This is a genomic window from Thermoanaerobacter sp. A7A, from assembly GCF_000445185.1.
Lineage (GTDB): Bacteria > Bacillota > Thermoanaerobacteria > Thermoanaerobacterales > Thermoanaerobacteraceae > Thermoanaerobacter.
In genome coordinates this window covers 1-10,054 of sequence record NZ_AVAF01000015.1, presented here as the reverse complement: position 1 = coordinate 10,054, position 10,054 = coordinate 1, and the positions used below count along the sequence as shown (strand labels likewise).

Here is a 10,054-nt window from a genome sequence, read left to right as displayed (position 1 = left end):
CTGCCAGCAGATGATCCAGAGAGTTAAGTAAAATAGCTAGTGAAGGCTTTAGTAAGCAATTGCTCATAGGAGTTTTCCTTTTGATGTATCTATATTTTATGATTCTTGTTTTTCCTTGGCAAGGGGTAATATCCTGAAAGTAAAAAGTAATATTTTTTTACTATTTATAAGTTTTAAGAAAAAGATTGTATATTTCTGTGATTTTTTTATATATTGACATTTTTTATTTTTTTATGTTATAAAAAAGACTGTTTTTTAAATTTATAAGGTATAAAGAGGATTTATAATATGCGACTTAAGGTAGAACTGGTTTCTAATAGCTCTATTAAGCTTAAAAAAGGATTTTTAAGAACTTTGCAGGGGCTTATTTATAATCTTTTAGACGCTCCTTATGCTTCTTGGTTACATAATAAAGGATTTCAGTATGAGAAAAGAAAATTTAAGCTTTTTACCTTTTCTTCTATCCTGGAAAAGGGGAGACTGGATAAGAAACTCAATGTTTTTTCTTTTCCTGCAAAGGTAAGTTTTTATCTTTCTTCTCCTGTAGATTGGATTTTAGAGCAGGTAGCCAGGAATTTTGTGACCGGAGAAGAGCTTTTTTTGGGTAACAATAGGGTTTTTTTGAATTCTATTGCTATTTTACCTGCCAAAAAATTTTCCTCCCCAATTAAAATCAAATCCATGAACCCCATAGCCATGCGCTCTACTGGAGATGATGGAAAGTATAAACTTTGCGAACCAGGAGAGAAATTTTCTCAGGCAATTAACAGGAATCTGCAAAAAAAATGGGTTGCCTATAAAGAGGAAGATTGTCCCTATGAATTAAAAATTGAGCCAATTCAAATCAAAAGGACTGCCACCTGGTACGGAACCAGAGAAAAGGGTGCAGTAATCGAAGGCTGGCAGGGAATATTTGAACTTTCAGGTGAACCAGAATTTTTGAAATTTGCCTATGATGTGGGACTTGGAGAGCGTAATTCCATGGGGTTTGGGATTTGGAGTGAGTGGGAATGTTAAAGTTTTGATAGACAATTAAACTACGGGATTTAAAGCTTATGCATGAAAGAGATGATATATAATTGGATATAATTATAAAAAAAGAAAATGAGGGATAAAAAATAAATCTATAAAATTGATGTCCAAAATAGGAGCTTGAATGATGATAGAAGCTTTATATGAGATAGGTAAAATTTTACCCAAAGTAGATTTTTTGGAAGAGTTTATAGAAAATGTAGGAAGTAAGTATAAACAGGTATTTAAGATTATAATTGATATTACAAATTTGGATGATATTAGATATTGTGGAATAGGATATGAAGAATTAGATTCATCCAAAAAAATGAAGTATTTTTACAAAACAGGCTCTTCAAGAGGAGTAGATAAAACTCCAACATCAAAGATAACAGATATACATAAGACTCTTAATATTAAGGTTAAGCCTGTTTTCTCTAAATTTTTAGAAAAAAATAAAAGGGATTTATCTGATGAAGATAAAGACTTTTTAAATAAGATGCAGAAAATGATAGATGATAATATAGAAGATATAAAAAATGAATTAATAGAGTTTGCTAGAAATAGGGATTTATTAAAATCAAATAATCAATTGAAAGAACCATCAATTGTTACTTTTATTTTCAAAAAAGATGATAAAGATTATTATGTAGGAGATATGGAAGTTTTTAGAAAACCATTTCAAAATAATGAAAATTCTGCATACAGTAGTTTTTATAAAAAATATAATATAGAAAGTAAATCAAATGACAAATATTGTTATGTTTGTAGAAGAATAGCAGATGAGGTGTGGGGCTTCGTAAACACATATAATTTTTATACTGTAGATAAAGAGAGCTATGTAGCTGGTGGTTTTAATCAAGGTTTGGCATGGAGGAATTATCCTGTTTGTCCAGATTGTGCAAAAATTTTAGAAAGAGCCAAAACATATGCAGATAAAAATTTGGTTTTTAAGTTTTGTGGATTTAATTATTATATTATTCCACAATTAGTTTTAAGTGATGATAAATTAAGTAAAAAGATTTTGACTAAGCTTGAAAAATATAAAAGTTTTTCATTAGAAGAGGGTAAAGCCAGTTTAATTGAACGTGTTGAAGAAGCAATAATCAGAGACCTTGCAAAGGAAAATAATAATGTAAATTTTAATTTTATTTTTTTTGAAAAGTCAAAAAAAGCATTTAAGATATTGTTGTTTTTACAAGAAATTGCTCCCTCAAGACTTAAATTTCTCATTGAAGCAAAGGATAAAGTTGATAAAAAAGAGAGAAAATACGAAATATTCAAGGAATTAAAAACTGAAAAAGATACAATAACATTTGATTTTTCTTTTAATTTTATTAGAAATTTTTTTTCTAATAATAAAACAGATGGAAAATTTGATAAATACTTTTTGTCTATTTTAAATAATATTTTTATAAATAAAAAAATTTATATTCAATTTCTTTTAGAAAGATTTATGGATAAAATAAGTATAGAATTTTTAAATGATAATTGGATTGATCCATTGGTGTTACAGTCATATAAAATCTTGCTTTATTTAGAGCAAATAAAAATTTTAGAAAGGAGAAGAGGCAATATGAAAAATTATGGTAATGATTTTGAGGATTTTTTTCAAGAACATCCTTTGTTGGATGATGAAACTAAAAGGGCACTTTTTTTAGAAGGTGTGCTCGCCAAGAAATTATTAAATATTCAGTATCAAGAAAGAAAGGCAAAGCCTTTTAAAAGTAGGTTAAATGGGCTTAAAATTGATGAAAAAGTAGCTAAGAGATTGTTGCCGGAAATGGTTAATAAACTTGAGGAATATGAAAAGAATTATTATGTAGAGTTAGAAAAAGCAATAGGAGAATATTTGCTAAAATCAGACTTTAGCAATTACTCAGTTGATGAGTTAAGTTATTATTTTACATTGGGTTTAATTTTAGCTGATTATTTTAAAGTAGAAAATGAGAATAAAAATTAAAGGAGGTTATTATGTATATTGAAAAAAGAAGTGAACTTTTATTTTGTTATGATGTTACAGATGCTAATCCCAATGGTGATCCCATAGATGAAAACAAACCAAGAATTGACGAAGAAACAAAAATTAATATTGTTACAGATGTGAGATTGAAAAGAACTATTAGAGATTATCTTTATGAATATAAAGGATATAATGGACAAAATGGTAAGGATGTTTTTGTAAGAGAAATTTTTATAGATGGAGATCCTCAAAAAGGTATACAAGATGGTAAAACGAGGGCAAAAGATTATAACAATAATGCAGAGATAGTTTTAAAAGAATGTATAGATATTAGATTATTTGGAGGAGTCATTCCACTCGATAAAGACTCTATTACCTATACTGGACCTGTCCAGTTTAAGATGGGACGTTCGTTGAATAAAGTAGAATTAAAGCATATTAAAGGAACTGGTGCTTTTGCTTCAAAGGCTGGTGCTAAACAATCAACGTTTAGAGAAGAGTATATATTGCCTTACTCTTTTATCGTATTTCATGGTATTATTAATGAAACAGCTGCAAAGCATACAAAATTAACTGAAAACGATGTAAATGAACTATTAGATGCCATGTGGAATGGTACAAAGAATCTCATTAGCCGCTCAAAATTTGGTCAGATGCCGAGATTTTTATTAAAAGTAACTTATAACGATGTTGGTTTCTTTATAGGTGATTTGGATAAAAAAATTAAACTTACATGCTATGAGAATGAATTTAAGATAAGAAGCGTAAAAGATTTTAAACTTGACATAGAAGAGCTAATAAATATTTTTGAAAATAATAAAAATAGAATAGAAAAAATAGAGTATAAAATAGATGAAAATTTAAATTTAAATCAAACTATTCCAGGAGATTGGCAAAAATTAAACTTCTAATAACGAGGTTCAGAAAATGGAAATAATTGTTTTTGATTTATGGGGTGATTTTGGGCACTTTCGAGTGCCCTATACAACAAGTTCTCCTATTACTTTTCCTGTTCCTCCTAAAACTTCACTATATGGTATTATTGGGGCCATTTTAGGATATGACAAAGAGTCGTATTTAGAAAAATTTAAGAAAAATAAGTGGTTTTTTGCTGTTTCTTTAAGAAGTCCCGTAACAAAATTTCATATTCCACAAAATTTTATCAATACAAAAGAAGTTAAAATGTTTGCAAGAATGCCTAAGGGTAAATCCTGTAGAACACGAATTAATATGGAATTTTTGAAGGATCCCTATTTTAGAATTTATGTATTGTCTGATAATATTATTGAATTAAAAAAGTTTAAGACTTTAGTTAAAGAGCATAAGGCAGCTTATACTCCTGTATTAGGTATATCAGAATGTATTGCAAATTTTAAATTTATTGGTTCGTTTGATATAAAGGAGGAAGTTGGAAATGAATTCATTGAAATTAACTCAATTTTACCTCTTGAGGATGCAATTGAAATTGATTTTATTCAGCCTGGAACTAAATTTTTAAAAATTCATATGCCAACAGAGCTAAATAAAAACAGAGAACTAATGGAGTCTAAAGATTTTATAATAGAAGCTACAGCTAGAACTATAACTGCAAAGGTTAAAAAATATATACATATCTTAGAGTTAAATGAAAATATTATTATGATATAGGGCTTAATTTATGCTACTGTCTCATCCTGAAACGAGACTCGTTGATCATCTTACAAATGTTAAAAATATAGGACTTGATGTTTTTGATAATAAAAAAGAGTTAAAATTTTTTTGTCCTCATGATGAAATCCGCAACACACTTGAGACAGTTCTTTTTTATCATGATATTGGCAAGGCAACAATTTTTTTTCAGGATTATTTAAAGGCATCCATTGAAAAAAGGCAATGTGAACATAAGCAAGACTTAATTAACCATTCTTTAATATCAGCACTTATTACTTCCCATATTGTAAAGGTCAAAACAGGTAATGAATTTTTGAGTGCTTTAGCCTTTGTAGTAGTGAGAAAACATCACGGTGACTTAGAAAACTTTAATGAAATGCTTACAACAAGAAAAAAAGACATTCTTCAAAAGCAGTTTTTAACTCTTAAATTAAATGAATTCCCAGAGCTTAAAAGTTTAAGTTTTAAAGACCTTTGGGATGAACTTGAAGAAATTTTGTGGATTGAAATTGATAGTAAAATTGAAAATTATTTTTTGCTTAATTTTATTTTTTCTATATTGACTTATTCAGATAAAACAGAAGTTATTTTTGGAAAATTAAAATATTCACAATTACCTAAGGATATAGCTGGTTATGTTGATAACTATAAAAAAAATAAATTTAATAATGATAATTGCTTGTCCTCATTAAATAGAATCAGAAATAATATATATGAAGAGAGTATTCGCTCAATAAATAAAGTTTATAGAAGTGGTAAAATCTATTCTCTAAATGTACCAACTGGTTCAGGTAAAACTTTAGCAGCATTGAATTTAGCTTTTAAATTATTGGAAAAAGAAAAATCTTTAAAAAGAGTAATTTATGCTTTACCTTTTACTTCCATAGTGGATCAAACTGAGGATGTAATTAAAGATATATTTAAAATAAACAATACCAATGTTGAGGATTTTCTTATTGTTCACCATCATTTAGCAGAAATTAAAATAAAATATAATGAGGATTATATAGAAAAGGATAAGGCTCAATTTTTAATAGAAAATTGGGATAAACCATTAATCTTAACTACCTTTTGGCAACTATTTTATACCCTAATCTCTAATAAAAATTCTCAACTACGAAAATTTCATAATATCGCAAATTCAGTGATTATTTTAGATGAGGTTCAAACTATCCCTTATAAGTATTGGAATCTAACAAAAGAGATCTTTAAAAACTTAATCGATATGTTCAACTGTAGAGTAATATTTTTAACAGCTACAATGCCACTAATCTTTCAAGAGGAAGAGACATTACCTCTTATATCAAAAGATAGAAGGAATGAATACTTCTCACTATTTTCAAGGTATAAACTGAATGTGTTAAAAGAAAATAACGCAATTGCCAGATTTAGTTTAGATTGTTTATATGAAATTGCCAAAAAGGATGTTAAACAAAATGCTGATAAGAGTTTTCTTTTTGTTTTTAACACAATAAATTCAAGCCTTATTTTTTATGATAAACTCAAAAAAGAATTTTGTGGTAAAGACTTGGTTTATTTATCTACAAATATTTTGCCTATTAAAAGAAAAGAACGCATTAAAGAAATAAAAAACAACCCAAGTAATAAAATAGTAGTTTCAACACAGTTAGTTGAGGCAGGGGTAGATATAGATTTAGATATTGTTTATAGGGATTTTGCTCCATTAGATTCTATTGTTCAATCAGCTGGTAGGTGTAATAGGAGTAACAATAAAAAAAAAGGTAGGGTTGTCTTATTTAAAATAAAAAATGAAAAAGGCAAATTCGACCATAACTATATTTATGAAGGTTTAAGTCTCACAGAAACAGAAAATCTTTTTTTAAGCAGAAGTTATTTTAAGGAATCCGAACTGCTTATAATAATAAATGAATATTACGAGAAAATTAAGCAAAATAGTTCTCAAGATGATAGCTTGAAGATATTAGAAAGTATAAAAAATTTGGATTATAAAGAAATTCAAAATAAGTTTAAATTAATTGATGAGATCCCTTCCTTCTTGATGTTTTTTGAAATTAATAATGAAGCCTCCAATTTGTTAAAATATTTTAAAAGTATTTTTTCAATAAGTGACAAGTTTGATAGAAAGGCAGAATTTCTAAAAATAAAATCTAAATTTTATCAATATGTATTGTCTGTAAGATATTCGATTAATACAATAAACTATACTTCGTTTGAAGAAATTGGAAATTTTAAAATAGTAGAAAGAGATTTTGTTCAAGATATATATGATTATGAAACTGGGCTTAAGAAAGAGCTAAGTAATTTTATATGAGATATTATTCTCCATCTCTTTTTAATGCCTTTAATATATGTAAAAGGCAGTCATGGCTTATGAGTAGGCAGTTAAGTGCAGATCAATATAATGAATTTTTGGAGATAGGAAGGTTAATTGACGAAGCAACTTTTAAAAGGCAAAGGAAGCGTATTTATTTAGCTGATTTAGAAGCAATTCTTGATATGGTAGTTAAAGGAAAAGATTTATTTTATATTGCAGAAATAAAAAAGTCTTCAAAAACCTTAAAAAGTGGTATTTTCCAGCTAAAATATTATCTTTTTTTAATAAAGATTAAAAAGGGCATTAAGGCTATAGGCTTAATAAAAATTCCTAAGGAAAAAATTAGTAAGGAAGTTCTAGTGACAGAAGAAGATGAGGACAAAATTATAGATGTTTTAATGGAAATGGAAAGAGTTTTATCGCAAGAAGTACCTCCTAAAGTAGATATAGAGGTTAAGAGATGTAAAAATTGTGCCCATTTTGAATTTTGTTGGAGTTAATAGCATGCTAGAAACTCTTTATATATTTACAAGTGGGCATCTTAAAAGAAAGGACAATACTATATTTTTTGAGACAGAAGAAGGAAAAAAGAGGTTTATACCAGTAGAAAATACAAAGGAGATTTTTGTATTTGGAGAAGTTTCTTTTAATACAAAACTTTTAAATTTTTTGACTCAAAAAGAAATAATTCTTCATTATTTTAACTATTATGGATACTATTCTGGAAGTTTTTATCCTAGGGAACATTATAATTCTGGTTTTATGATTTTAAACCAAGCTAGAGCGTATGATAATTTTGATAGGCGTTTGTATTTGGCAAAAAGATTTGTAGAAGGTGCAATTAAAAATAGTTTAAAAATACTTAAGTACTATAGAAGGAGAGAATACGACCTGGACAGTGAAATTGAGATGATGGAAGATGTTTTATTAAATATAGAAAAGTGTGGAAATATTGATGAACTTATGAGTTTTGAAGGCAAAGCAAAAGGTGTTTATTATAATAGTTTTAATAAAATACTTAATAATAAAGATTTTTATTTTGAAAAAAGAACTCGTAGACCACCAAAAGATCATTTAAATGCTCTTATTAGCTTTATAAATAGTTTAATGTATACTTATGTCTTAAGTGAGATATATCAAACCCATCTTGATCCCAGAATTGGTTTTTTACATGCGACTAATTTTAGAAGATTCACTCTTAATTTAGATATTGCTGAAATATTTAAAGTAGTTATTGGGGATAGGCTTTTGATTTCTCTTATAAAACATGGAGTGATATCCAAAAAGGATTTTGATAAAAGTGTTGGGAGATTGATATTGTCAGATAAAGGAAAGAAGAAAATTTTAGAAAAAATGGAAGAATTTTTGTCCAGAACTATAACTTATAGAAAAATAAATAAAAAAGTTAGCTATAGAAGACTTATAAGACTTGAGCTGTATAAATTGGAAAAATATCTTATTGGTGATGAAGATTATAAACCTTTTGTGATGGAATGGTAAAATGTTTGTCATTTTATATTATGATGTTAACCAAAAAAGATGTGGAAGGATGCTAAAATTATGCAGAAGGTACCTGGAATGGGTCCAAAATTCTGTTTTTGAAGGAGAGATTACGAGGGCTAGGTTGGAAAAGTTGAAAAGTGAGATTAAAGAGGTCTTGGTAGAAGAAGAGGGTGATTCTGTGATAATTTATTCTTTTAGAAGTTTACTTTATAGTCATCGGGAAGTGCTAGGGAATGATAAAAAGGAAGATACGCAGTTTTTGTGAAATTCTGTCGGGTTGAGATGGTGAGAAAAAGTGCTTGGTATGACAGAAAAAAGTGTAATATTTAGTTTTTAGAGGGGGCAAAAAAAAGATTTTCTTGAAAAATAAAAAAATTTTTTTTTAAATATTTCGTTGGTTATTACATTACCTATGAGGAATTGAAACTTAAGTGCAGTTTGAAAAGAAACACTTTCATCTTTGGTTATTACATTACCTATGAGGAATTGAAACATGGCTAATAGGTATCCAGAATTAAACTTGCTTAATGCGTTATTACATTACCTATGAGGAATTGAAACTTCGAAGAATAGGCTATCGCCGTCGCCCCCTCTTTGGGTTATTACATTACCTATGAGGAATTGAAACGAAAATTTATCCATATCACTAGTAGAATTAGAATTTAGTTATTACATTACCTATGAGGAATTGAAACTATCTTCTTTGCAATCTGAGCCTACTAAAACAATATTGTTATTACATTACCTATGAGGAATTGAAACTTTTTTGAAATATGAAACTATAAACAAGCCCAAACGTTATTACATTACCTATGAGGAATTGAAACGCAACAAAGTGATAAGTAAAAAGATTAGAAAATCTAGTTATTACATTACCTATGAGGAATTGAAACATAATTCTACTGATTTTGAGATTGGTAATATCGGCGAGTTATTACATTACCTATGAGGAATTGAAACTTTTCTATTAGCGGAACGGAGTAGGCGTGTATATGGTTATTACATTACCTATGAGGAATTGAAACGCCGATAGAGAAGTATATTGGATTGCAAAAAGTATAGTTATTACATTACCTATGAGGAATTGAAACAAAATAAGGCTGTCTGCTTTTAAGTGTTTTTTACCTAGTTATTACATTACCTATGAGGAATTGAAACCTTTTTTGCCAATATATTCTTTAGCTTCGTTTATTTTGTTATTACATTACCTATGAGGAATTGAAACGCTTTTTTATCCTTAAAATTGCATACATAATATAGAGTTATTACATTACCTATGAGGAATTGAAACGCAATATAGTTAGAAGGCACTATTGTTTTTTTTCCCGTTATTACATTACCTATGAGGAATTGAAACTGAGAAGATAGAAAAGGCCAGAGAAGCTCTTTTTGGTTATTACATTACCTATGAGGAATTGAAACAACTAAATCCAAAATTAAAAGCCTCTACAAAAGAAGGTTATTACATTACCTATGAGGAATTGAAACGCAGCTCGTTGAATTTCTTTTTTTTGCCCAGGTAGAGGTTATTACATTACCTATGAGGAATTGAAACTAGAAAAAAATTCTACAGGATAACTATAAATATCTTGTTATTACATTACCTATGAGGAATTGAAACACACAATTAA

The 10,054-nt window shown here is 28.0% G+C and carries 8 protein-coding genes and 1 CRISPR repeat array; all 8 genes read left to right on the top strand.

Annotation, left to right across the window (positions count from 1 at the left end; all coding sequences use genetic code 11):
• Window positions 1-288 precede the first annotated feature (288 nt).
• Window positions 289-1,017 carry a CRISPR-associated endoribonuclease Cas6 gene (cas6, locus tag M663_RS0101290; RefSeq protein WP_029687678.1) on the top strand — a complete coding sequence of 243 codons (729 nt, stop codon included), beginning with the start codon at window positions 289-291 and terminating at the stop codon, window positions 1,015-1,017.
• A 142-nt stretch (window positions 1,018-1,159) separates the two neighbouring features.
• Window positions 1,160-2,974 (top strand): TIGR02556 family CRISPR-associated protein, encoded by a 1,815-nt coding sequence (locus M663_RS0101285; protein WP_029687677.1) that lies wholly within the window; start codon window positions 1,160-1,162, stop codon window positions 2,972-2,974.
• Window positions 2,975-2,985: 11 nt separating this feature from the next.
• Window positions 2,986-3,885 (top strand): type I-B CRISPR-associated protein Cas7/Csh2, encoded by a 900-nt coding sequence (gene cas7b / locus M663_RS0101280; protein ID WP_029687676.1) that lies wholly within the window; start codon window positions 2,986-2,988, stop codon window positions 3,883-3,885.
• A 16-nt stretch (window positions 3,886-3,901) separates the two neighbouring features.
• Window positions 3,902-4,621 carry a type I-B CRISPR-associated protein Cas5b gene (cas5b, locus tag M663_RS0101275; protein ID WP_029687675.1) on the top strand — a complete coding sequence of 240 codons (720 nt, stop codon included), beginning with the start codon at window positions 3,902-3,904 and terminating at the stop codon, window positions 4,619-4,621.
• A 10-nt stretch (window positions 4,622-4,631) separates the two neighbouring features.
• The gene (cas3, locus tag M663_RS0101270; RefSeq protein WP_273702581.1) at window positions 4,632-6,917 is read left to right on the top strand and encodes a CRISPR-associated helicase Cas3'; all 2,286 of its coding nucleotides are present in this window, start codon (window positions 4,632-4,634) and stop codon (window positions 6,915-6,917) included.
• Window positions 6,914-7,420: a CRISPR-associated protein Cas4 gene (gene cas4, locus M663_RS0101265; protein ID WP_029687673.1), complete on the top strand. Its 507-nt coding sequence runs from the start codon at window positions 6,914-6,916 to the stop codon at window positions 7,418-7,420. The genes cas3 and cas4 overlap by 4 nt, the downstream gene beginning before the upstream one ends.
• 4 nt (window positions 7,421-7,424) lie before the next feature.
• Window positions 7,425-8,420 (top strand): type I-B CRISPR-associated endonuclease Cas1b, encoded by a 996-nt coding sequence (gene cas1b, locus M663_RS0101260; protein WP_029687672.1) that lies wholly within the window; start codon window positions 7,425-7,427, stop codon window positions 8,418-8,420.
• 1 nt (window position 8,421) lies between these two features.
• Window positions 8,422-8,688, top strand: coding sequence for a CRISPR-associated endonuclease Cas2 (gene cas2, locus M663_RS0101255; RefSeq protein ID WP_029687671.1), 267 nt, complete (start codon window positions 8,422-8,424; stop codon window positions 8,686-8,688).
• Between the two features lie 132 nt (window positions 8,689-8,820).
• A CRISPR array of direct repeats spans window positions 8,821-10,044; the repeat unit is 30 nt; unit sequence GTTATTACATTACCTATGAGGAATTGAAAC.
• Window positions 10,045-10,054: the final 10 nt, after the last annotated feature.

Excerpts from the sequence above, each read along its gene's own strand:
- cas2 (WP_029687671.1), top strand. The coding sequence starts at position 8,422 with ATGTTTGTCATTTTATATTATGATGTTAACCAAAAAAGATGTGGAAGG.
- M663_RS0101285 (WP_029687677.1), top strand. The coding sequence starts at position 1,160 with ATGATAGAAGCTTTATATGAGATAGGTAAAATTTTACCCAAAGTAGAT.
- cas4 (WP_029687673.1), top strand. The coding sequence starts at position 6,914 with ATGAGATATTATTCTCCATCTCTTTTTAATGCCTTTAATATATGTAAA.
- cas7b (WP_029687676.1), top strand. The coding sequence starts at position 2,986 with ATGTATATTGAAAAAAGAAGTGAACTTTTATTTTGTTATGATGTTACA.
- cas3 (WP_273702581.1), top strand. The coding sequence starts at position 4,632 with ATGCTACTGTCTCATCCTGAAACGAGACTCGTTGATCATCTTACAAAT.
- cas5b (WP_029687675.1), top strand. The coding sequence starts at position 3,902 with ATGGAAATAATTGTTTTTGATTTATGGGGTGATTTTGGGCACTTTCGA.
- cas1b (WP_029687672.1), top strand. The coding sequence starts at position 7,425 with ATGCTAGAAACTCTTTATATATTTACAAGTGGGCATCTTAAAAGAAAG.
- cas6 (WP_029687678.1), top strand. The coding sequence starts at position 289 with ATGCGACTTAAGGTAGAACTGGTTTCTAATAGCTCTATTAAGCTTAAA.